We start from the raw sequence: 24799 nt of genomic DNA, 5'->3' as shown, positions 1-24799 counted from the left end.
CTATATCTGTTTATCACGGATATGATCCGCAATTAATCTGCCAATTTGCACTGCCTCTGCCTGTCTCCCCTCAGGAATGGACGTCCAAAATTTCTTGTTGTTGGGCCCTATCGCTACGGTGATTGTAAGGGGCTTTTTACTGTCGTTATAATCCACTCGGAAAACCCGTTTAGCACCAATTACATACTCCACGACCCGCACCATCTTTGATTCAATAAAAAGGTCAAACGGTGGCTCAATAGGTCGCATCATTAAAATTAATAAAAAAAATAACGAGACGTAAGTAAAAAACACTTTTAGCCATGCTGGTTAACTCCCAATAATACAAGGGCTTTCAATTGTATTTTAGCTAATGGCATATTTGACTTAATTTATTTGAATATCGCGCACTTCATCTCCGCTTATATTAGAGAGTATAACATTTAAATGTTCATCAAACTCCACATCATCATAAATTACATCTGAAAGGCAGCTTGCAAAATCGCCCAGATCTGTATCATCGGACAGTGTAAGTGCAAGGGTCTCCTGGTCGGTAAATTCTGCTGATAAAATTTCAGAGTATTTCTTTAAAAGTATGTCCTTGAAGGTCGCGCGGTTCTGCAGCTCGTGCAGGTTACCAGAGATTTCTTCCAAAAGGGGCATAAGTTCTTTGTCGTCGGTCTGGAATGCAAATTCTTCATTTCTATTCTTTACCATTACCCCGATCTTCTTTCCCTCCACATGAACATGATAGATTCCACTATCAAAATGCACAATACAGTCTTGAGCCTGTTTGGAGTCAAAAGGGTAAATATTGAAGTGATAACTGTTCATGGTATCTTTTAAACAAAATGCTGCCCGTAAAAGTTTTCCTCTATGATCTGAATGATTTCTCTTTCGTCATCGTTGGAATATGCCGTTGTTTCTGAGAGAAAAGCAACAAGTTTTCCATTGCGCCTGAACACGCATCCGTGATAATATCGATCTACCATGATATGAAAGTGATCACTACCTGCGCCATGTGCGAGCGATATTTCCACATCGCTGACCGTGCCCCAGAAATAACCTTTAAAGATGAATGATCTTATCATAGTCATCAGATTTTGTTTTGTAACGGAATTTATAATTCTCACTATTGTCAACGGTAAATGGATAACCCATTTGTTGCGTCGTAATTTTTGAATTGGTAAAATTATATTTCAACAACACAAAAATGCTAATATTATTAGTGATAAAGATATGTGTCGAATAACTTATTTCATGTAGTCCCTCGAACCTTTCTTTAGTTTGCCCAGGCATCCAATCACCGAATGCCCTAAAAAGCGTGTGGAGATCAGAGAGGACAAACAGATTCAGTGATTTGGACCGCACACATCTTGTGCATTATACAAATGCTTGATTTTTTTATTTAAATTAGATTCCATCTTCCTATATTGGTCGATATATTATTAATGCACTCAAACCACGATGGAGGAAAACCTCAATAAAAAATATAGGGATAGGCTACGTATCCTATTGATAATTTATTTCTTTTCAGAGCCATTCCAGGATAACGATAAACCTAAGGTAATAGCCCGACTTAAAAGTGAGGTTAAGGTACAAAAGCTGGATTTTCTGATCCGCTATCCAAGTTATCTATGCTATGAACTGATGCTTAAAATGAACGAAGACTCATCGATCGATAGGTCTGAAATCAAAAAGCTGGTCGGTGAAATAATAGATTCCCATGAGCCTGAAATAAGAACGATAGACATGAGGAAATTCTTGTACGGTGCTTGGGAGAACCTGGATAAAACCATAAATTTCCTAAAATCCCACGGACTTATTGATTTTGAAAGCAAAATCGACAGTTCCCTCAAGCAATATAACAAAGAATATTTCCTCACCTCATTTGGTAAACAAAAGGTTGAAAATGGTCTCAACACCATTTCAGGTCTAAAATGGTACAGTGACAGGTGTGCGATAATCAAAAAATATTTTGGAGACCTTAAGGGTAGTGAACTCAAAGCACTCCAATATGGGCATACCCAATATAAGGATGCCATGATCAATCAGTATATACATGATATAGCGGAAGAAGCCAAAAATATGTTCAACAAAGAATTTAACGAAGCGTTATGAATTTCAAGTTCGAAGAATTTGTAAAATATGTACACGAAATTTATGCAGCGGATTTCTCACTGGAAGAGGTTAAAGAAATACTTTTTCTTGAAGATGATGGCTACAATAAGAGTGTTCCGGAATCCCCTCAGAAAAGGCTACTGTTGAGGAGGATAATACTTGAAGGGAAGAAAAACGACGATAACGCTTTCAGATATGACCGCCAACTGTTTAGTGGGGTGAGTATGTGGGTCGCGGATAATCTAAAGGGGAAATCCACCATTTTCAAGGCTATCGGATTTGCGCTGACGGGCAGGGATAAGTTCACTCCCCTGGTAAAGACCTGGTTGAAATACATAGCGCTTGAATTTTCCATTAAAGATGCGGTTTACTCGGTCGAATTGAACCTCACCGGTGCACAGCTAAAAGCAGCTGTTTATGCATCTGCCATTGACAGTATTGAGCGTGAAGATCCGATTAAGTCATTCAAAAGCAAAGACGGTTTAGCCGAATTCATGCAGGAACTTTTTTTCGAAGAGTTTGACTATTACCCTATTAAAAGAGTTCAGGCATCACAACCCAGTATCAACTTAAGTGATGCAGATTTGACCTGGGTAAGCTATTACTCCTCGATATACCATCAGTCAAAAGACTATGGGAATCTCGAAATTGGTAATCAGCATGCAATGGTATTCCAAATGCTTTTGGGACTTGAATATACCTTTTCGATCCATGCACTGGAGGCAAAAGCCAAAAAGGCAGAACGTGAATGGAGCCTAAAGACAGAACAGGAAAAAAGTCAATCGATTAGCGTTGAGGATTTACAAAAACTGCGAAATGGTTTAATCGCCACAAATGAGCAGATTGTTAAATTGAGGACTAATCCGGAAAAAAAAGCAATCGAGGAAATCGAAGAAAACCTACATTCATATCAGCAATCCAGGGAGACAAAAAGACAAGAGAAATTGGAAGGCGAAGACAGGCTTTACCAAATGAAAACTGCTTTCAATACTTCTCAAGTTGAGATAAAGGAAAAACAGGATTCAATCCAGCATGGCGCCAGAGAGATCAATAAGTTCCGAAAGCTCATTATTGAATACCAGGATTATATTGATTCCGGTATATTCTTTAACAACCTGGAAGTCACCGAATGCCCGCACTGTGATCATGAAGTGGATAAGGACAAGCGTTTGCTCGAGAAGGAGTCTAAAATATGCATGCTCTGTGACCATACGATGACTGCGGAAGGAAACGATACAGAAATTTGGCAACTGAGAATAAAGGAAGCTAAGGGAGAGATCGAGCGAAATCAGCTACTTTCTCAAAAAGAGAACCAGGCACTCATCAACCTCGAACAAAAGGTTAAGATCAATGATACAAACTTCGCCCGTTTGGAAAATGAGGTGCTAAAATTAGAAACTGACCTTAGTGAATTAGACCAATCAATAAAGGCAGCTGAGGGAAATAGAAACCAAATGATAGCAGCGGCTGAGGGAGACTATTTCAGCAAATTCGAAAATCTTCTTGAGCAGAAAATCAAAACGGAAAATCAGATCGCAATTGCTGAAAAACAGGCCACTATGGAGCTGGACAATAAATTGAAAAAAAAGGCTGAAGTACTTAGAACCGGGCATGAACTGATGCTCAGGAGCAGAAAGAAACTGGGACAGGCCACCCTGTCCGAACTTGAGGCAATCATGCTCAGCCAGCTACATTCGTTAGGACTTTCCAATTACACCAGGGTCGTGATCAATCCGGACAACTTCGTCATCCACTACCACCAGGGAAATGTGGTAAATAATTTCAACGACATTTCTGAGGGCGAACAGTTAAGGGCAAAACTGGCTTTATATCTGAGCCTCATCGAACTGGATCTGGAGAAAGGTTTGGGAAGGCATCCCAGACTGATTATCCTGGATTCTCCAACGAAGGAAGAGGCCGATATCCACTTCGTGGAGGGTTTGAAGAAAACCTTATTGCATATCGAAGAAAAGTTTGGCGAGCAGGTACAGGTGATGGTGGGAACTGCAAATAGGGAACTGACAAGCATTATAAGCTCTGCCGAAAAAATTGAAGTTAGAGAAAGTGGTCAATTTGTCTTTTAATGAACATCCCTAAACAATATCAAGATTTTGACAATTTATCCGAGGCTGAGAAATCGGATTTTTTGGATAGCTTTTTTGACGAAGGCTATTTCCAGAACTATACCCCGCCTGTACTGAAAATACTTCTGCAATCCATTATCGTTCAGGAAACCAACGCGTACATCCGTCAATGTGCGCTTGAGATCTGTAGCAGTCTTGTACTCATTTCAAAACTTAGCCGGCAGACCTTACTGGGAATATTGCTCGAGGATATTGAGGATGATGCAGATCCTTTTGTACAAATATCACGTCTCCGTTTGTTGTTTCTCCACTACGATGCGAGTGCAAACGCTGACCAGGTTTTCGAGCAACTCAGCAGGCATCTGAACGCAGATGTTTCCAGCGAAGCTTTATACAGAAAAGGGCTTTTGGCCTTTCTAGCCATCCCACAAAATGGATCATCAGGTCTCATAGCAGATCTTCAATCCTGTCATTCGCTCTTTTCTGAATCCAGCAGTATTGTTGAAAACCGCGTAGATGCAGCTTATTTCGCCGCCACATGTGATTTCATCCTGGGCCTGATTTCTGGTAAGCAGGAAGAGTATCAGAACCTATTGGCTGAATGCCTAGTCTTACTCTGGAGACTCGAAATATTCAGTAATGGAGAAAATCTGAGCTTGTCCCAACACCTGGGTCAGGTTTTAAGCCTTAGTGTAGACATCATAAAGAAATTGGATGAGGAAAGCAAATGGTGGAATTACGACGCAGAGTTGAAGGAGGTTTTTGCCCTTCACCAGGATTTGATCAATGTACAGGTGAACGGAAGTCTTATCGACCAAACAATTCTTCAACAGTTCAAACAGGTAACCAGTTCTGTGATTTCCCCCCTTTATTCCAGCAATCTGATCGCATCATCAGGGAGACTTGGTGTGTTAATCGAGAAAGAGGTAGATCCGGAATACCAGCGTTTCCTGAAAGAAATACAGGATTCATTAAATCAAAACATACACAAAAAAAAAGACAACGTTCAGATCATCGCCTTTCTTGCAAGGCGATATAAGAACATTCCCTTACAACAGATAGAGGCAGATATTTCCTTGATTTCTGACGACGATCCACTGGCCCTGGCCGGGTTGATCAGCGCCTATGCAGCTAAGGATGCGACCTATTCTATGACCGGATTTCCCCAGGGTGATGAGGTTTTTGCGATGTTGCGCAAGGCTATCGAGAATTTCATACCGCAGTATCCCGTAGAGAAGTTGAATTCCTTTTCAATCGTGCTAAGCAATGTGATTGCTTACGTGGTACGGAGCATGCAGGAAAAAAAAGAATTTTTCCCAGAATTATACAACCCAAAACTGGCTACGGGCAAGACCGAGCACATTTTCCAGGAGAGCCTTTTCAGAAATCTCCGGCAATCTGGGGCAGGATTCCGATATCTGTATGAGGCCAATCAATCTGGGGCCGGGAGAGTTGACGTTACTTATAATGATAACGGCTTGGTCTTCCCGGTTGAAGTCAAGAAGACCAAAACAAAACCTACCTGGCAAGATATCCAGGCTGATTACTTAGCTCAGGCGCAGACCTATACAAACTCATATGACCAGCTAGGAATATTTATGGTTTTTGAACTATCGGACAAAACCGGTAATAACACACCAATAAATGATATCAGGGAGCTGTTCCAATTTCAGCATTTAAAAACCCACTACTCTCTGGGAGGTAATTATCCTGATGGCATTGTAAGTATAATTGTACCAGCAAATAAAGTATCGCCAAGCAGCATGTCCACCTATAAATAGAATGTTGTCTATCCATTCAGCACTAGATGTGCAGTTTGGGAGGGGTTGCGATTTTCATAATGTGCCAGGATCTTGCCGCTATGCCAGCGTCACAAAATTACTATATTTAACTTCATCAATAACCCGTATCGCAACTAACTTATGGGGGTGAAAAATTTGTATGCCATTGTACAAATAATATCATCAGCAAATTATGAATGTTTAATTATGACCAACGCAAACGAACTTAACTGGAAGGAATATGAAGCCATCACCCAGTATATCTATGGCGCGCTCGGTGCCGGGGATGGGGTTAAAGTTAAAGGCTACGGACACAACTGTAAAGTAAAAGGCAGATCAGGGGTTGAGCATCAGATAGATGTATTGACTGAACAGGTTGACGGCAAACGGATTTTGTTAACAGCTATCGAATGTAAATATGCAAAGAAAAAAGTCACCAAAGATGTGGTGATGAAGCTTTCCAAGGTCATGGAGGATTCTCAGATAGACTGTGGCATTATAGTATGTAAAGCTGGCTTTACTATGGATACCCAGACATTTGCCGAGCACGTTGGGATAAAACTTGTTGAATTACGGGAGGCTGGGAAGAGCGATGAGGAATACAAAAAGACGATGGAAATCGGCACTGTAGTATTCAATTTTGACATCAGGCATACCCGTCCAAAGATCACACGTATTGATTTCGGCACCAGAACCATAGAACATCGTGATCAGATACGGGTAATGTCCTCTATAAACCTTCGTAATAGTCATGGAGACTGGATTTCGTTTGGGAAATTTGTATCGGCGTTTTCAAAAGAACTGCAGAAGCGTGAGGAGTCAACCCAACCCACTACTATAGATTTCCCACTTAACTTTAAGCTTTACTGCGAATTTCCCGAAGGCCGGATGGGCGCTGACTGGATTTCCATCACCGGAATACTCACCCATTCAGATGAGAGTTTCAAAAAATCTTTCCGCTTGACCGATCAGGTATGGATGATTATGAATGAGCTGTTCGATCAAAGGAAACTAACTCTATCCAAGAGTGGATTGATCTGGAATTTACCATCTACCAGCTGAGGAAAGGTTTCACCACTAGAACAATACTTCTTTGTCAGTTTCGGTTATCTTACGTGTGGTTATAACCTCTTTCTCCAACAACGAGATATACAATAATCCGGTCAAATCCGGTAAATTTCCGGTAAGTCATAAAAAGCTTATTTTAGCGATAAACCTGTTATTATATTGATAATTAAATAGTTATAAATGAAAATTTATTTCACAAGGAAAGCTATCCGGTAATTTCCGGTAATTTTTTGCCTGTCCGGTAGTATCTGGTCGAAGGGCCATCACCTACTTTTTCTACCCATTGTCCGCTGACCAGTTTCGCTATATCAAGTCTTGCGGTTTTTTCTGAAATGTCCTTAAAAAAGCCGTTATAGTCTTTACTACCGAATGCCACACCCTCATGGAGGGTCTGCAGGAATATCGACATTCTTTCATTAACCACAATTTGCTCCGCAACAGAATACAGAGTCAGCGTTGTATATCCTCCCTTTGTAAGCCACTCCGGCTTTTTCAAGCCATCTCTTTCACAACTGGATAGGATGAGATCAAGGCCACGGCCCAGTTTTTCCATCTTGCCACGCAGATAGAACATATGGGAAATTGTTGGATTTCTCAAAATGGAATGGTGGGGCGATATCCGGTTTTTTCCCTCAATTATGTCATCCGGTATTTCGCCCGAATTGATAATCTCCATCCGGTTGCTATAAATGTTTATCGTGATCTCCCCGGCAACATCACCGTAATCCCGGTGTACCATTGCGTTCACTATTGCCTCATCTATAGCCTCAGAAGGAAAGCGTTCTCTCGAAAGCCTGTCCCAGTTTCCCTGTTTAAAGTCGCTTGCCATTGGGAGCGTTGTGGTGAAGTACCTTTTAAGTTCTGTAAAAGCATCGAAAAGGTTTTCCTCAATAAGATGAGAATCTGCGTAACGCTCTGCAGTCTTTTCTTCGGGCATTACCGTAATCCGGATCCTGGCCTGTGGCAGGTATTTGATCGGATCACGGCCAAATAGCAGAACAGCACCATTTTTTATAGTCTGGTAATCCTTTAACTGGAAGTAACTGAGAAAAGCTTCGGGCTGCTCCGGCAATTTTTTTCCCTTGCCGATTTTCTGCGCCTCAAAGATGGTGTTATATATCTCATCCAGGTTAAGTTCTTCCATTTCCGCATCTATAGTAGCGGACTTTTCCCATAGCGAGGTGTATTCACTTGAACTTCTGATCAATAAACTTAGGTCCTCGGACTGCGCGGGACGCACCTGTCCACGGGTTCTGACAAAGTGTTTGCCTTCGAAAGAATATGGCTGTCTGGACCCACGCACAACATTGATCAGGATCAGATCCTGTTCTTTATAACGTAATGCTTTTGCATAAACCAGTGGCTGAGGGAATATCTGGTTGGCGATCTCTATTTCGATTTGATCGGCAAGATTGTCGGCATCATCTCCGAGATAACCGGCCTGCTTATCGTTAGGGTAACCTACAACGACCCACCCCCCGTCAGAATTGAGAAAAGCACAAACGGCCCGAATGATGCTTCGGACTTCATATACCGGCAACAGTTCAAGCTGAGCGCTTTCTTTTCCTTCCAGAAGGTTCCTTAAAAATGTTTTTCTGTCCATGTTCACTTTTTCCCTTTATCGATAAGTGCTTTGATTCTTTCCGGATGTGCAAACTGGCTATCCAGGTGCATTTTGATCTGGTCAAAGTTAACATATTCCTGTACCCAATTGCCCGTCCGCTTGGAAGCTGGTTTTATATGGTCACTTATGGCCTCATTGTACATTACAATGCACCTGGTATCCATGATACCCCCATTACCTTCCAAGGATACATTGCTCATGTCGATCCGTTTTTGAGTGTGGTCTTCTACAAAGAAAGCATTTTTGAGCAGCTGCCTGGTGAAGACGACCCTGTAATCGGCGAGAACAAAACGTGGGATCTCCAATCCCCTCGCCGTTATAAATTCTGCATGGGTAATTGATTCCTTACCCCGGTCCAAGACACCTGAGCCATAGTCGGGACGGATAAAGCCAAGGAATATGTCACAGGTCTTAACAGCATCAATGCATACGTCCATGTTTGATTTGCTGCTGTCCAGGGGAAGGGTACCTGCGGCAGACATGACCACGTCATAGCCGTAGCCGTCGAGAAGTTCGCGCACGAGCTGAAGCTGGTATTCAAAATTATATACGGTCGAGGCCACGAAGACCCTAATGTTGTTCCTTTTTGCAGGCATGACAATCCTTTACGACAATGAGTATGATGTTCTGATGTTCAATTTCCCGAATTAGAGGGAGTGCTAACAAATTTACATTCTTTGAGAGAATAACGAAATTTTTGATCAATTATCGGGAAGATGCATACTGATTTATTTGACAGGTTATTGTACTAGACATTAAAGGTGTACCGCTCCTCCGATTTATTTATGATAAGCAATTATAGTTTGGCAGAGATCGCATTTTCCGGTGGACAACGGAATAATGTTTGGTTTTTTGTTATTTATTTGAGTTATTTAACCATTTTCTTCATCAGATTTGGAAAATATCAGAGCGATTACGAGATTCAAACTTTCAAACATGATGTCATATGGCCAGCGTTTCGCTGATCTGGTCCTATGTGACTGGAAAGTTTTTTGAAGAACACGTAGAAGTGATAAGAATAGTTTAGTTAATGATTATGGCAATCCCGGACGGATGTTTGGATACTGCCATGGATGGGGTTTAGATACAGTCCTCCACTGCTCCAAGGCCATCCTTTTAGTTTCTTGGGCAGTACTGTTACAGTACTGCTTTTTTGCCAATGATTTCCGTCAATGCACACCCTTCGCGGATAGGGCAGATATTGTGTTGTGAATATAGCAGAGACAACCAGAAAACCATCTTCGCATGTTTCCCGCTTAATCCTTTGGCCTGCCAGGTCTTTGACAAACCAGAGAGGGCTAGTCCAGCGGTAACTTGAGGAGCGTACAAAATCTATCGACTTTTGGCTATCATGGCTTTTGACACCTTTCCAAAGAAATTAAATAAAATGTACATTTGAGGGGATAAAGTAATGCTTGTATATGATCAGAAAGCGGCTGCGCTGTTGAATCTACCGCTCCATTACGGCAACAATCTTCTCCTGTTACGAAAAGTTAAAGTTGTTGTCAATCTAAAAATATATCGACAAATGAACGCAACTACCCCAAAACCAGAAGTCCCATCATCCAGGGCTAAACTGTTAACGGCCTCAATTACGCAAACATTGAAAAAGCTGGCTATATCATGCAGACGGTCTTGGTTTCGTCTGGGATTTTTCTTCAAACATGAAATACGCATAAAGGAATTTATAGTTATTGAACCAAGGGTTCTATGCGGAATCTTTTTGCTTGTATTATCTGGTTTCATCATTCTTTCACCCAGGCCTTGGTCGATAGCAATGCCTTCGCTTACGGGCGAACTTTACGTGACAGAAAATATCCTACGGACGGTGAGTATTTTTATAGGGATCGTATTTTCGTTTATACTTCTTTCATTCAATGTTTTTTATAAATATTTTGGAAGGTTCACCTTCATAACGTTTTTTCGAAGCAAAGAAATCCGATTCATCTTCACATTTTTTATTTCAACGCTCATTTTACTGGTCTATACTACCACCTATTTGAAAGAGTCTACTATGAGGGACAGCTATGGGGATTTCCTCTATTTGGTAAGCGTAGTGATATCGGCTTGTTTAGTGCTATCGGTTATCCCGGTCCTGATCCTTCTTTTGCGGTCTTCCCAGAACCGCAATAACATAAAAATTCTGGTTGCAAGTTTTAACAAAGAGTGGACAGAAAGTGAGTTTCTGAACCGGGTTTTTCATGGCGAGGGAAAAGGATCCAGGACCAGTGACCGTGATCCGATCAATCTTTTGATTGAAGTGGGAACAGCGGCAATCAAGGATTTTGACAGACAGAGCATTTTTGCGATCAAAAAGGAATGTATCTCACACTTCGAGAAAATCCATCGGCAGGAGCATGATTTCGTCTATGTATCACCGTTCGAGTTCTATGGGCGCATCGGTGATATGGGCCGGGCGCTTTTCCCTGTGGCAATCAAGGAGCGAAATGAAATTGCCGCGATGGTGATGATCAACATGCTTTTCGAGGCAGAGGTCTTTTACATCAGGAACTTCAAGGACTTCAATATCCACGAACTCGATGAACATATTTATGACGGTATTTTCTTTGGGGTGGCGATGAAAGAAATGTTTGTAAAGGCATTGCAGTTTAATGAGGATGGTGTTGCAGAGCATATCATAGAAAAATGCCGTTCGTGGCTGGAAGTGGTGATCAACGATTATTTACCGGGCATTAAATATGATTATCCTTCCGGGCAACGCTTCCACACGGATAAACCATCTTTTCTGGTTACAGGTATTTACCAGTCAATGCAAAAGCTTTTCAGAAACGTTTTGAGCTATAAAAAATATCAGCTCTATAAACAGATTTCGCACCTGTTCAGCGTCACCGATCTGACTATAGTCGGTTCCGGAAATACCCGCAGTACAAAGGTTTTTTTACTGCAACAGAACGGGTTATACAATATTGAGGAATTTGAGACATTCATCAAGTTTATTGATTCTGAGATATCCTTTGAGAACTATCCATTTGGAATAGCATCTTCCAGGGAACTTGACGAAGTCAAAAGCCTTGTGCCGCTACAATATGAGCTTAAAGCACTGGACATTCTTTTTACCCAGAACAAATTGAATGTTTATGTAATCAATAGTATCAAAGCAATTGCCCTGCATTCAATCTCCATTCTCAGGGATGACAATAAGACCGGCAAATCAGCTTTACAGCTGATCCTAAAAAAAATTGCGCAGATTAAAAGCTACGTTTCGGCAGGTGGCAGCGATAAACAAAAAGAGGTTTATATCCTGCTCTATAAATACCTTGAAATGATCAAGTATTTTTCCGATGAAAAAAACTTGACCGATAAGGATATTGTTGAAGTAATCCAAAATCTCTTAAGCGGCTTTGAGATGAAGGAAAACTTTGAGAGAGAACTGAACGTGAAGGGGTACTTTGTGCTGGACCATTTGGGAAACTGAGAGGAAAAACTATGTAACCCTTAACAGTGTGGGTGATACAATTTTCTGGTATTTGCTTTTGTAGCTGTAACAATCTTTCGCATATACATACAAATTTATCACGACGTAAAGGATAGGTTATTCACCAGTGCCTAGCAGCACAGGTTAATACTTCATTTGCACAAAAAAACGCTATTCCCTAAATATTTTAGCCCGTCAATACTACTGAGATGTCTGCTGCCAATCGGTGTTCTAATGCAAAAGGTCCCGCTTCCGCGGAACCTTCTGTTCATACAATCCGTTTGGCCTATTCTTTGAATTTAGACGAAGAACATTTCATTTCATTAAGGATGCGATCGAACAGGTCTTTTTTTGCTGCGGGAACCCTGTAATAGCCAACTTTTACCTGATAATATTTACGCTCTTTCCAAAACTTTCCGTTGTCAGATACTCCCTCCAATAACAGGCTATCATAACCGATCATATCTAGTCGGACGCCCGAGCCAAATTTATCAAATCTTTCTTGAGATTCGATACCCTCTAAGGCATCGGTGTATCTAATAACAGAACTGTCCTTATACCAATATTCATGTACCTGATAATGGTATTGCGCATAGCTGCGCTTGGTGTAACCCTTGGGTAATGAACATTTGCATTCATACTCGGTTTCTCGGCCCTTATATCCCTTAAAAGAAATCTGTTTTTCGCTACTGCAGCCTGCAATAAATAGGAGAACTACCGAGCAAAGCTTAAAGGTGAATTTTACCATATCGATATTGCTATTTAACAAAAATAGGGGTTAAGATTGGAATAGACAGCAACTGGGGGCCTAATATCTTGAAAGGATACGGTGGAACATATATAGGTGACCCGTTTGGATGTAACAACTGTATATTGTATACCGTGCCATTAAACTGGTGACCATATATACCTCTTAAAGGCTTGTTGAATTCTTGCCTAAGCATATTCTCAAAATAGGAAGCCCGATATTCGCTGGGTGAAAGTTCTTGTGGTGTTTCCTCATCGTTGCTTGAAATCCCATAGCTAGCTTCATATGCATGGAATAACTCATGTCCTAACTCGGTCACTGGATTTATATCAACATCACCATTGGCCAGCTGGACACCCTGACCTGCAGGATCCCAGTAAACATCGCCGCCCGATCCATCCATATTAAGCTGTTTCCACCCGTTCTTTAAAATCAGACCCATCGCATACGATGCATTACCATCTGTGGCAATAAATGCATCTCCATTGGAACCACCCGGTCTCTTGGTGTTACTCTTAATTGTTATCGTTTTCTGATAGGTGGTCAACCTATTTATTACCTGCTGACCTGTTTTCGACTTTCTCAGCTGATCCAAGCCTCGTTTCGACTGTTTTGCGAAATAATCCATTTTCCCTAAATATTCGCTGCCGTCCCTGTTGGTGACGCGTCCATCTTTCTGATATATAATTTCTACTGGCTTTCCCTTTACTGAAAACGCTATTGCAATGGTATCGCCCAGACGATCTGAATACATCATCGGATTTCCGTTCATGGGGGTATAAGGACTGATACTCTTGTTGGATTTTGGATCAAACTGATTAAACCGTCCAATACCGTCTAGCGTACGGAAGAAGGCATCATATTGATTGATACCAAATGACTGGTTGTACTCGATACTATTAAATTTGTATCTGTTTTCTGTATAGTTATTTCTCAACATGCCGGACGATAACCCAAACATTTTCTGGCCATATGGGTAATAATGTGTCTCTTCCAGCAGTCTGCCCGAGAGATGGGTAACAGTTAAATTATCAAAATATACGTTTTCTGAAGATTCGTTACAAGTCCAGATATTCAGTACCCCTGTTTTCTCAATCGGCATCTTCGAAACTACAAGACTGATCAGTGTACCAGGGTCGCCTGCAACCTGCCTTACTCCGGAACCAGATACAACCAGGTTGTACTGATCATCGTAAAGTGCAAATGCGAGGTATGCTTTTGGCTGGTTTGCATCATTTTGGCCAGGAGTGAGACCTTTTATAAATCCGTAGGCTACTCCATCCAGCTTGGTGTTCAATGCAGATCCCGGGCCTGAAATTTTAGTTCCGCCATCTGTAAGGGTTACACCACCAATTGCCGCAATCACCGAATTTGCCATGGTCGCTGGAAGGGTTGTGGCGGTATTGGCAGTTGTACTTGCCGAAACAGCTGAGGAATAGATCGCAATCGAGTCGCCTGCTTTCACTCTCAGGGCCATACCAGGTCCGACTCTTATCCCTGCTGCGACATTGGTCCGAGCGACATAATTGTTAGGATTAGTGGAATTATCCACCGGATAGGAAACCGGCTTTGAGAGCCTGGTGGCATTGATCTGTCTGAATAACTGGTTTTCTACCGTGGAAGCGGCTGTTTCCATCGTCGCCACATAAACAGCCGTATCCTTTTGGTTTCCGAGTACCATCCGCACATTCCCGAGGTGATCCCTAACAAAATAATCAAAAACAAAGGATACGGTTCCGTTTTTATAAACCGGCCTGATCCTACCTTCTTCCTGCTGGATAGACTGCAGGGTATCATTCCTATAGATACTTCCGTTGATATAATGGGTGATGATTGCTTGGTCAGGATGGGTCGTGGTATCCACATCCATCTGGACGAGTTTTTCACCTGCGCTGGAATACATGTTATAGATAGTACCGTGGCCCTTGACGTAGGTGACAGCCGGCAGATTGTGCTGGTTATATACAATGCTGTCGATGTTCTTGTTCAGATCACGCTTGATATTCCCGTTAGAATCATAAAAATAGCTTTGGGCTGAAGAATTTACCGGGGAATGGAAATCTTCCAGAATACTTGAAGGATCATTGACCGCATCTACGACCGTTTTTAGCTGGTTGCCAGATCCCTGATAGGTATAGGTTAGGCCATCTATCTGTTGTTTGGTAACCCCGTTCATACCAAATTGGCTCATAGAGGTTAGATTCCCGTTTTTATCATATGCCATTGTAGCGGAATAGTCCGCCGCGGTCTGCGACCAGGTGCTTCCATTAGTTTGTGAATAGTACGCTTTGGTAAGCCTTTTGGCTCTATCGTATGCCAGCCCGTAAGCTCGGGGGACCTTATCCCCAGCGGAGGCCCATTTTACACCCGATAACTGGCCGTCAAAATACGAACTGTCAAATCCGAAGTCATAACACAATTGCTCACCGAACCAATTAGATGTTACCGTCGGATTATCTACATAGTCAGGATTGATACCAGAGAGCCAGCCTCGGACAGTGTACTTGTATGAAAACGATTCCATCTGTTCGGAGGCTCCCGTGACGCCTATGCGCTTAATACCTGGTCTGCCCAGCTGATCGAAAGTGTTTACTGCCAATATCGATTTTGTCTCGGGAAGATCATTGATCATCATCGTGATTGAATCGTTTCGATCCATCCAGTCATAATCATACTTTCTCAAAATTCTGACTTCTGGCGTGAGCGTACTCGCCGGATTGGTCTGTCGGTTGTAGGTGCTCAGCAGCTTTCCTTTATAATCATAAAGGGAATTGCTGATATCCAGTCCTCCCCGCATGTTTTCTGCGACCTCCTGAACAATCCTTCCCTTGTCATTATAATACGGCGTTGTTACGAGTGTCTGAGCGGTAACATCTATCCGGTTGTTCTTTCCGGTAATCAGGCCCTTTACCCTGGTACTTGGAACCGATGCATTTGTTTCCGAATAAGGGTTTGCACCCGCCTGTGGTTTGTTTACGTCCGTTGTGACAAAGTTCTTCTTTCCTGGGTAATTGTAGTTATCATAATAAACATGAGTGAGTTTGTAGGTGATTGAACTTGAATCCGTCCATGGGATGGAATTGACAGGGTCAAAAGGGTAAGCATCAATTGTGTTCTGCATCTGCTCCCGATTAAACCCGAATGAGAGTATTCCTGTCATGGAGGGACGGCTTATACTATCGTAATAGTGTACTTGCCACAGGACATCCCGGCGCTGATTTCCATTCTGGGATAAGATCAAAAGGTCACGAAGGTTATAAACATTAACAATAGAGTCCATGCCTGGGCGCTTTTCCACAATCAGTCTCTCTCTACTATCAAATACATTCCGGTAACAGAGATCCGCAGAGACAGCTGCGCTTATCGTCCAGGTCCCCTGGATTGCCTCTACCGCCTTTGGGGGAATCACGAAGACCTGGTTCCCATACATATCATAGACATAATATGTGCATAGCCAGCCCATATGCGCAGTACCGGGAGCATCGGCTGCCTGTTGCTTGCGTAAAATCAGCCGGTTTTCTTTATCAAGGTATTCGACAAACCTGGTCCCCCCTTCGTCGGTTCCAGTGTTCTCCAAGAGTTCGCCTTCCGGATATATTCCCGGTGAGAAAGGGACGCCGGGAGTAGCGTTCCATATCCGTACCGAGTCGGCGACTGTATTAATCGCATAAGTTGTAATCTGTGGCCTGTTTCCACCTGTTTTCGCCCAACTATATCCTGGTGCATAGGTTTTAACCTTACGGTTCAGGGGTGAGGGTTCATATTCAAGTTCTGCTTTGAAGTTGCTTTCTCCAGGAGAGGCACTTCCTGCCGGATAAATCCCCTGATAAAATGCCGTTTGCTCCTGAAACGCATTGGGTCTGAATTTTCCTGTTGAGGTACTGGCGGCATAAGGCAGGTAAACATATTTTTCCCTCCCAAACTCATCGTACACCACGCTGCTGACCATATCGTTTCCTGAAGAGCTGCCTCCTTTAATAACGGTCTGAATTCTTTTTCCCATCCCGTCATAGTAATCTGTCATCTGTTTTACCTCGACATTGGTCCTTGCGGGGTCGGTTACCACATTTACGATATTTGAAGTTACTGCCGGTTCCCAAATTCGTATGTAGTTGATCTTTGTGTTGGTAAATGCATTGGGAACAGCATCCGATGACACTCCAGACGGCCCGCCGGATTTGGGGATATTTTGCGCCTGCACATTCTGTTGCCAGAAGCCAAGAACACAGAGCATACCCTGTATTAAAAAAATTGAGCGATAGTTAATCATACTAAAGAATTTCGATGGTAGATGTGAATTTTAGAAATACCGTTGGGATTGTTATTGCGCTATGGGAACTTGGATACCATACTGCTTGACCTGTACAATCCTGCCGTCTTTGTCCTTGGTGTACCACAACCGGCCCATGGCATCATAGTGGTAAGTGATGTGGCGGCCATTAATATCCACTTCACTATTCCTGCCGACCAGGGGTATGTATGTATAGGTTGTGACCTGGGCGAGTGAATTTGTAAAGGCATTCCTGATTTTGGCAATTTCATCCCTGACCGCCTGGTCGCTGGAAGGATTGTCCAATACAGACTGATTAAAAAGCGGGGTGATGGCAGCATATGTAGATCCTACAATCTTGGCAACGATCAACTGTTTACTATACCCATAGACAAATACCTCGTGGGCATCATTAGTTTTAGAGGACTCCAAGATATTCCCGATAGTATCAAACCTGTAGTTCGTATACCTCTCTACCAATGGATTTACACCTTTTTGAATTTGATAGTTGGCTTTTACAACCATATTTTTGAGTGAATTGGTAAATACGTAATTCACTTTGGTTGCCCCAACCATTGTACTGTTCAGAAACTCCTTTCCTTCTACGATATAATCGACCATATTCCTCTTAACCATCGTGTCGTAAACAGTGGTTCCGGGATAATTTGTGGCGTAATTGGCATAATAAGTTGATGTATCGCCCTTGCTGGTTACATTCTGTGTCCGTGAGATGTTGGTGTTGAGTGGCCAGTAATCATAAAAATAGTTCGTTTTGACCTTGAACTGTTTGTTGTCATCGGAGAACAGAATCTGTTCCTCTGTTGCGAGCCCGACAAAGTTTTGATAAAACGTAAATTTGGTCATGTCGAAATACGAATAAAAACTAGCCGGCGTGAAGTCAACCTCTTTGAAAACCCTTTGTCTGAAAGCATAACCGTTGCGGGATTGAGGGCTTGCAATGACCTTGTAAGTCTTATTAACTTTTTGCACAAGTTTAAGCGTATCACCAGATTTTTTAAACAGTGACCTAGCTGTTTCCAATGCGAATTCGTCCCTCAAAAGGGTGAAAGGGCCGGAAATGAAAGGAATTGGCGCATAATAAAATCCTCCAACCTGAGCAGTTGAAAAGGTAGAAGGCTGTATGGGCAACCGGAGTTCGTATTCAAACCTGGTAGCCCCGTTCTCCATATTATTCCCATAGGTTTCCGTTACGTCTTCGTAATAAATAGGTAAGGCCCCATGAGAAAATAAATCTACCAGCGAAGAATTCTGTTGGATCTTTGCATAGCAGATCGAATAGGTAGTATTGCTGCAATAGTTCTGGGTATAAAGTTCTTCCGTAAAAAGCGGTGTGGTAACAGGCCTTCCTGAAGAATTTGAGGTGCCGAAAACATTATAATTGTATTTTTTGATCATTGGCGGCCCGAAGTTGTTATTAGAGGCAATTGAGGCAACGCGCACACCCGCGAAGGGATCGTTATAGTAGCTGTATGTGTAACTGGTCTGTTGGAAAGAACACTGGGCACTGAGATCCTCCCCATAAACCTCCAGCCTTAGGTCAACGACCAGTGTATCGTTGGCCCCGAACCAGGAATTTGTACCTACAGATGTATAGGGGAAGGTAGCGGTAAAAGGCGAGGTCTGGCTTGGGTAGATCAGGGGTGAAGAATAGAGTGTCGCACCCGTTGCATGGTTTAAGACCACGATCTGCATTTTCTGGAGGTCGGGTGCACTTGCCAGTTGCCACGCACAATAGCCCGAGACGGTGATATCCCCGTCTGATTTTCTTAACGTCCTTACGGCAGTATACGCTTTTAGGGAATGGTCGGAGAGGCCATTTCCTGAAAGTGAAGCAAGGTAGTTTGTATAGGGAACCTGATGACTTGCGTAAACGGTATTGGATTCATAGGTCAATGAGTCATAACCGCCTGTAGGATACTCCAGTCTGATCATTGTTCCATACTTTGCCACAGTAGGGTTTATGTTGAGGTTAGTTGTGCTCGCATTATAATAGCCAAAACCATCGGTTTGCCGAACTAACCGGTCGGGAAGCCCATTGATATTATCATACATCATCTTATAGGACATGGAATCGGTCAGGTTGCCTGCTCTTAACTTTACGCCAGTTAAAAAAGGCCGTTGTTTGCCGCTTGCGAAGCTGTATTCCAGCGAAAATCTCTGGATCATGGAATCTCTGGCAATAGTTGACTGATAAAGATCAATAAGTGAAAGCAGATAATCGGAAGTGTTATCAGGCCTGTTCCGGTATCCGAAAGTAACCTTGGCATTGGAGGTGGTTTTGATATAGTTTAATTTATAAGCGTTGACATCCAGATAGACATCGCACGCCTGGTTGGTCGGAGCTGTACATCCGCAGCCGGGAGACACCGTTGACGAAGACAGTACTTTGGTGACCAATACGTTAGAAGTATAGTGAACGGAGTAAGCATCATAAACAAAGGAAGCGGTATCTTTGAAGGGAGTGATAATCGACTTGAGATGCCATGCAGTTGGATAGTAAGTTTCATCCGGCACGTATCCGTCAACAGGACATATCGTCGAGGATTTCGAGGTTTCGACAGCCCCGGCACCACCGTACCACAGGATGTTGCCCATACCGTCCGTTACCTTCCATAAGCTATTTGGAAATGCCGCTGGTATCCTTACCGCTTTGTAGGAGGTATTGCTGTTCAAGAAAATGGCAGAGTCATTGCGAAGAAAAAACTTGCCCGAAAAATTTGGAGTGCTCAAAGTGAAAAGATCTGGCTGTAAGTCATTACCAGAGGTGATTCCGTTGTGGAGCGACAAATTAATAGAATCAGTGGAAACACCCGGGACAAGCCTTCTGGTTTCATCCTTGCTAAATTCGTCCGGATCATCAAGAATTGTGCGTCTGATGGAGTATAGCCCGGTAAGAGAAAAATCAGTGCCCACCTGTCCGGCCATATCATCCACTTTAACTCCATTTGTCGCATAATGTAATGAGAGTGGAATAGTGTAGTTTTCCCGGAGTTTCAGCTCGGTCAAGGGAATATCAGCATTCCCCGACCCAGTAGACATTTCAACGGACGATGTTTTGTAATTTCCCTTAGCAGAAGCGCCAGGGGAGGTTTGCGTGACGGGAGAAAAGAAGCTTCCATTGTTTTGCTGCCCCAAGGCATTCCCTGCCTCTATTATCCATGTGATAACGAGCACAAAAACGAGTAACATTTTTTGCATAATAATTAATTGATACAGTACTTATATGTGAATGGGATGTTCTGCGATTTCACTGAGCCTAAAATGTCTGGCCAATGCGCATTTTTAGCGGTATACCCTTCGACCTGTAATCCAGCCATTCTGTGAGGTCGCACAACAGCATCAGCTGCTGCTTGGATTTGTTTCCGGTGGGAAGTTTCAGGCCCAATCCTGCCAGACCTGAGCATTTCCAGCTACTGTACCGATATAGCTCCGTGAACGCCTTGAAGGGATTCGTTCTATCGAGGTCGATACCTGCATTGAAGAAAAGGACACCTCGCAGCTGATATTCTGCAAAAGCGCGGATCCCAAACCCCCTATGGCTGAAACTGATATTCTTTATTGGAGCGCCAAGACCCAGTTTATAATAAGCGCCGAATCCGATACTGCCTTTCTTGCTCAACTTATATGCTGCCTGGACTGCGATATCGTACATGCTGGGAAAATATTTAGAGCCCCGGGTTGGCTGAAGGTTATAACCGAGTTCCAGCCGTTTAAGAAATTTTTTATTCTTCATTTCATTCGGCTCATTTGTAGGGATTTCCCCCGCATCCTTTAGGTTGAGATATTTTTTAGCCTTATCGATAACCCTGTCGGCAATCTGCTGCCTACCAGCAACTATTCCTGCAGCATCTGCTCCGGTACCCTGGAGCTGTGAACGGAAATTATCGACCATATCCCGCGTCTGTAGCCCGTCAATTGATCTGCTTTCGTTGATCAGGAAAAGATTCACGATTCCATTTACGTATGTGTTTTTGGCCATGAAGTTCATGAAAGCGGGATTTTTCTGAAGTATCGACATCGCCATCCTTTTAGCTTTGTCAGCATCCCTTAGACAATTGGTATACTCAGCAACCTTCCCGTTGAAATAAAAGGATTCTAAGCTGATGTTGTTGAGGTTTTTGCTAAGTCCCCTGTATTTTTCCAGGGGACCGGTTATCTGGGACATGGTTTGCTTGACGTAGTTCTGTACCTCCCCGGCCCGTTGAAGTTCAGATTTGACATTTTCGATATTCTTGAGTGCCGAGGTAATCTGCTCCTTGCCGTTCACCAGAGCGGAGTTATCGCCCAAAAAACCTAGGACGTTCTGAAGAGAATCCAAGCTGTTGCCTGTAACTGCTCTTTGGAAAGGAACAAATCTCTTAACCTTTCCCAGCAGACTTTCCCTCATTCTTTTAAGGCTATCGATCGAGCAAGACAGGGTTTTGCTAATGTCAGAAGCCGGATCAAGCCTGGCGAGCTTTTCCTGTATGGATGTCTGTTCTTTAATGTAAATGTCGAGGGCCTTTTTCGTTCGCCTGTTCAGGTCCTGCTCAAGTGTACGGGTTTTAGCATTTACCTCGCTCAGGTAACGGTCTGGAATTTTTCTTATCGTTGTATCTGGAGGAGATGCGTACAGCTGAACAGGCAATGCGATTGTCAGCCATAAGATGAAATACTTCATGGACAAGATTTTGGTTCGTTATGATAAAAGAAGCCTTTACATCTTTTGGATTGCATAGGCAGAAAAGGATTGGAACAGAAAAATAAGCGCAGGAATTTATATTCAGACGCCAAAATATCTGTATCAATACAGTATCTAAACTTTGCTAAAGGGAAACAGCAATCGAAATCAGGAGCGGTTAGAACTGTCAGACGGATGTATGACTGATCACTGGTATAGAATAGATAATGACCTTTCTATCGCTGAATAAATCAAGGCTGTACGGGACTGCGCAAACAAGCGTGTTAATAGAATGCAGTAATGTATTTCATGCTTACAGTTTTCTTTTGGGAATCGGAAAAATCAATATTCGCAACAATGTCTGCCCAAAATTAGTTAACAAATTTTATCAGGAGAGTTAATATCAGGTTAACAAATGACCTTTCTATAGCTTTTCGTCAATTAATTAGCTGAAAACCAGAATCTACACAGCGAGGATGTCTGCGGTTAAAGCAAATTACGGGTACATTCGTGCATTAAAGTTTTCCATTGTCTGCAGAAAAGCCGGCATCCACCGGCTTTCCATCATTAACCCTAAACTAAAATTCAACTGTTATTTATATTGGGGGGACCGTAATCGAACCGCCCCCCCATAACATCGAAACCAAAGATGGCTAGTGTGCGCCTAAAAACATATATCTGATACTAAATAAGCGTAATATTAAAGTTCGGGTCATAAATTCGGAATAATATTTCAAGCGTATCATCCTGCTCCTCTCCAATTGCCCAATCTATGCCGCGGTCATTCTTAAGTTGAAAAACTGCAATACAAATTCATTGCCATCCTATCCGAGGCAAGCTGGCAGGGACTATCAAATCAAAACTAAAAACATTAAGTTTGTATAACTCCAGGAATTATTACCAATGAATGAAGACATCAAAAACGACTGGGTAGATAACCAGTTATATATTTCCCACCGGTTCAACGGTTGGTTGAACAAAGTTCGAAAGGTCGAGCGTGTGTATCAGCTCGAAGAGCTCACCGTAGCCGAATTGTTGGATGCTGAGGGCATGACAATTCCAAAGCTCAAAAGGATCATAAAGTTCATGTCCCAAAATGGGCTGAACATGGCAATGACTGCAGCAGAAATCGGAAATGTGAACGACCAACAGTCGGATAATCAGTATTGAGTAACCCCTTCATATAACGGACGCTAATTATACTACATATCATTGTCCATATGAGAAACCATCGATGCCATAGCCAGATGTGTTTTAAACTTTATGATTAGCGAATACTCGGCATTTTTTTACTGGCGAGAAACCCTTTGAGCAATTTTGGTTGCTCTAGTATAGAGCACAGCTTATGAAGCTCAGCGTTATAATCACCAGGGATCTTGACAGCAAAAAAAAATGTTTCTATATTTAGCCCATCATTATAGCTGCAATAAATATTAACCGGTCAATATTATTGAGTCGTAATGGAAACATATTCTTTAGATCAAACCGATAAGGATATCCTAAGATGCCTTCAAAAAAACGCTAGGATATCCATCAAGGCGCTCGCGCTAACAGTTCACAAATCACAAAGTCCCATCCAACTGCGCCTGAAGCGCCTGGAGCAGCTGGGCTACATCAGATCCTATATCACCCAACTGGATTATAATAAAATCCGTGTCTATATTCTCGCTTATGTCCAGATCAAACTTCGGGAGCATAGCATGGGGCTTCTCGAGCAGTTTAATGAGGAAATGGTAAGTATTCAGGAAGTCCAGGAATGCAGCCAGACTGCAGGTTTATTTGACTTCATGCTCAAGATCTGCGTCACCGATATCCAGGCCTACCACCAGCTTATCAAGGATTTGATTACCAAGCCAAACATCGAGCAAGTAGTGAGCTCGATTGTCTTAAATCAGGGCAAAAATGAGAACAACTGGTCATTTTAAAAATCAACCCTACCCTTCTCTCTTATGATAATCACAGCTTAAATAAAGGGAAATACATCCCGCAGGAACGAAAATTAACAATGGCAGAGAAAAGCTGCCAACAAGCTATGAACCCCTACACTAACCTAAGCGATATCGAGCTTACCGAGAAATTTAACGGTAAGGACACCAGAGCCTTTGCCGAAATCTACGAACGATATTTCGCAGCCCTATTCAGTCACGCCCGCAGGATGCTTCAGGACGATGCCCAGGCAGGTGACGTCGTACAGGATACTTTTGCCTCCCTGCTTGAGCGTATGGGCGGTCAGACTTTTGAAGGGTCCCTTTCAGCCTATCTGTACGTTTCGGTTAGAAACCAGATCATTTCGTTGATGAGGAGGGAAAAGACCAAAACGAAATACCTGGATTCCCTGAAGGCCTACTTCAACTCTGGTGGCAATCCCTCCGATCAGCAGTTACTCGAAAAGGAAATGTACAGTCTTATTGAGTCGGAAATCTCCAAGCTTCCTGAAAAGATGAGAAATATCTTTGAACTTAGTAGGAAGGCACATTTGAGTTACCGGCAGATTGCCCAACTCTCGATGGTTAGTGAGGGGACAGTTAAAAAACAGGTCTATTATGCCCTCAAAATTCTGCGCAGCAGGATCAATACAAAGGTATTATTAACCTTTATGTACCTTTTGCTTGCCCTCAACCGGATATGGAGGGGACTGTTCTGACCTGAAAATGTAAATTAAAAAAATAACGCCAGGAGGGGCCACATTGGTCAAATGAATAAGTAGTTGGAAAAAGCCTTTATCCAAATTGAGCCTTTTTAAATATTTCCTGCCACTATATGGCATATAAAAATAAAGAATATAAAATAGATTGTGCTTATACGCGGTATTTTATAACTGTAATAACAAGCTTAAAGCAAAAAAAAAATGCCACTACCAGAACAGATCAGGCACAGGAAAACATTTTTTCCAATGGGTTTTCAATTTCATCCTGCGAAATATAATCTGCAAAACGAAACGTCCCATTTTTAAAAACCAAACGTCCCATTTTTGGCATAGGACACTACATTTTATTCAATGCCTGAA

General features: G+C 42.5%; 16 protein-coding genes. 8 read left to right on the top strand and 8 right to left on the bottom strand.

What is annotated here, in order from left to right:
• Window positions 1–366 precede the first annotated feature (366 nt).
• A complete protein-coding gene (locus DF947_RS10880; protein WP_109929712.1) occupies window positions 367–813 on the bottom strand; it encodes a hypothetical protein in 447 nt (148 codons plus the stop codon).
• Window positions 814–821: 8 nt separating this feature from the next.
• Window positions 822–1070 (bottom strand): hypothetical protein, encoded by a 249-nt coding sequence (locus DF947_RS10875; RefSeq protein WP_109929711.1) that lies wholly within the window; start codon window positions 1068–1070, stop codon window positions 822–824.
• A gap of 376 nt (window positions 1071–1446) precedes the next feature.
• Between DF947_RS10875 and DF947_RS10865 the strand changes: the two genes are divergently transcribed.
• The 4 genes from DF947_RS10865 to DF947_RS10850 all read left to right on the top strand — a co-directional run bounded on the left by DF947_RS10865 (window position 1447) and on the right by DF947_RS10850 (window position 7027).
• Complete coding sequence (locus DF947_RS10865; RefSeq protein ID WP_109929709.1) at window positions 1447–2100, top strand: hypothetical protein; 654 nt, start codon at window positions 1447–1449, stop codon at window positions 2098–2100.
• Entirely contained in the window at window positions 2097–4184 is a 2088-nt protein-coding gene (locus tag DF947_RS10860) for a coiled-coil domain-containing protein (RefSeq protein ID WP_109929708.1), read from the top strand. The genes DF947_RS10865 and DF947_RS10860 overlap by 4 nt, the downstream gene beginning before the upstream one ends.
• The gene (locus tag DF947_RS10855; RefSeq protein ID WP_109929707.1) at window positions 4184–5965 is read left to right on the top strand and encodes a hypothetical protein; all 1782 of its coding nucleotides are present in this window, start codon (window positions 4184–4186) and stop codon (window positions 5963–5965) included. Before DF947_RS10860 ends, DF947_RS10855 begins: the two co-directional genes overlap by 1 nt.
• Before the next feature lie 207 nt (window positions 5966–6172).
• The gene (locus DF947_RS10850) at window positions 6173–7027 is read left to right on the top strand and encodes a restriction endonuclease (protein WP_158526261.1); all 855 of its coding nucleotides are present in this window, start codon (window positions 6173–6175) and stop codon (window positions 7025–7027) included.
• 211 nt (window positions 7028–7238) lie between these two features.
• Here the strand turns inward: DF947_RS10850 and DF947_RS10845 are convergent, their stop codons facing one another.
• Entirely contained in the window at window positions 7239–8636 is a 1398-nt protein-coding gene (locus DF947_RS10845; protein WP_109929705.1) for an ATP-binding protein, read from the bottom strand.
• A gap of 2 nt (window positions 8637–8638) precedes the next feature.
• Window positions 8639–9253 carry a DUF4062 domain-containing protein gene (locus DF947_RS10840; RefSeq protein WP_109929704.1) on the bottom strand — a complete coding sequence of 205 codons (615 nt, stop codon included), beginning with the start codon at window positions 9251–9253 and terminating at the stop codon, window positions 8639–8641.
• Window positions 9254–10068: 815 nt separating this feature from the next.
• On the opposite strand from DF947_RS10840, the gene DF947_RS10830 reads away from it, so the two are divergent.
• The gene (locus tag DF947_RS10830; protein ID WP_109929702.1) at window positions 10069–12093 is read left to right on the top strand and encodes an LTA synthase family protein; all 2025 of its coding nucleotides are present in this window, start codon (window positions 10069–10071) and stop codon (window positions 12091–12093) included.
• 286 nt (window positions 12094–12379) lie between these two features.
• Here DF947_RS10830 and DF947_RS10825 read toward each other — a convergent pair whose 3' ends face one another.
• The 4 genes from DF947_RS10825 to DF947_RS10810 are packed head-to-tail and all read right to left on the bottom strand — an operon-like array spanning window position 12380 to window position 21792.
• On the bottom strand, window positions 12380–12841 hold the full coding sequence (locus DF947_RS10825) for a hypothetical protein (protein WP_109929701.1): 462 nt from the start codon (window positions 12839–12841) through the stop codon (window positions 12380–12382).
• A 10-nt stretch (window positions 12842–12851) separates the two neighbouring features.
• Window positions 12852–17111, bottom strand: coding sequence for a DUF6443 domain-containing protein (locus DF947_RS10820; RefSeq protein ID WP_109929700.1), 4260 nt, complete (start codon window positions 17109–17111; stop codon window positions 12852–12854).
• A gap of 51 nt (window positions 17112–17162) precedes the next feature.
• Window positions 17163–20330 carry a hypothetical protein gene (locus DF947_RS10815; protein ID WP_109929699.1) on the bottom strand — a complete coding sequence of 1056 codons (3168 nt, stop codon included), beginning with the start codon at window positions 20328–20330 and terminating at the stop codon, window positions 17163–17165.
• Window positions 20331–20388: 58 nt separating this feature from the next.
• Window positions 20389–21792 (bottom strand): hypothetical protein, encoded by a 1404-nt coding sequence (locus DF947_RS10810; protein WP_109929698.1) that lies wholly within the window; start codon window positions 21790–21792, stop codon window positions 20389–20391.
• Between the two features lie 903 nt (window positions 21793–22695).
• On the opposite strand from DF947_RS10810, the gene DF947_RS10805 reads away from it, so the two are divergent.
• From DF947_RS10805 to DF947_RS10795, 3 genes are all read left to right on the top strand, one after another.
• Window positions 22696–22962 carry a hypothetical protein gene (locus DF947_RS10805; RefSeq protein ID WP_109929697.1) on the top strand — a complete coding sequence of 89 codons (267 nt, stop codon included), beginning with the start codon at window positions 22696–22698 and terminating at the stop codon, window positions 22960–22962.
• Between the two features lie 290 nt (window positions 22963–23252).
• Window positions 23253–23717 carry an Lrp/AsnC family transcriptional regulator gene (locus DF947_RS10800; RefSeq protein WP_109929696.1) on the top strand — a complete coding sequence of 155 codons (465 nt, stop codon included), beginning with the start codon at window positions 23253–23255 and terminating at the stop codon, window positions 23715–23717.
• A gap of 80 nt (window positions 23718–23797) precedes the next feature.
• A complete protein-coding gene (locus DF947_RS10795; protein WP_109929695.1) occupies window positions 23798–24436 on the top strand; it encodes an RNA polymerase sigma factor in 639 nt (212 codons plus the stop codon).
• Window positions 24437–24799: the final 363 nt, after the last annotated feature.

Origin of the sequence: Pedobacter paludis (assembly GCF_003173575.1) — a bacterium.
Taxonomy (GTDB): Bacteria; Bacteroidota; Bacteroidia; order Sphingobacteriales; family Sphingobacteriaceae; genus Pedobacter; species Pedobacter paludis.
The sequence above is the reverse complement of the archived record's forward strand: the minus strand, read 5'-3'. Positions and strand labels throughout refer to the sequence as shown.